The organism is Mesorhizobium sp. M1A.T.Ca.IN.004.03.1.1, from assembly GCF_003997555.1.
GTDB lineage: Bacteria > Pseudomonadota > Alphaproteobacteria > Rhizobiales > Rhizobiaceae > Mesorhizobium.
The window spans coordinates 1-235 of the sequence record NZ_RZTV01001117.1 but is presented as its reverse complement, the minus strand read 5'-3'; the positions used below and the strand labels follow the sequence as shown (position 1 = coordinate 235).

Annotated in this window: 1 protein-coding gene; it reads right to left on the bottom strand. The window is 58.3% G+C overall.

The features are described 5' to 3' along the window. Window positions 1-235 (bottom strand): DUF692 family multinuclear iron-containing protein (locus tag EOD29_RS35145; RefSeq protein ID WP_127248932.1); only part of this gene is annotated, 235 nt, incomplete at both ends.

Here is a 235-nt window from a genome sequence, read left to right as displayed (position 1 = left end):
TCGCCGGTGGAGTCGACGGTTTCGTCGTAGCCGGCAAGGTGAATCTCGCCGACGAGCTCGACCGGAAAACGATCTATATAGGTGGCGGCATCGAGCCGGTGGTTCACCGCCGAGACCATCACATTGTTGACGTCGAGCAGAAGGCCACAGCCCGTCCGCTGCGCGATCGCCCCCAGAAAATCCACTTCATCGATCGTACTGTCGGCGAATAGTGTATAGGTGGAAGGGTTTTCCA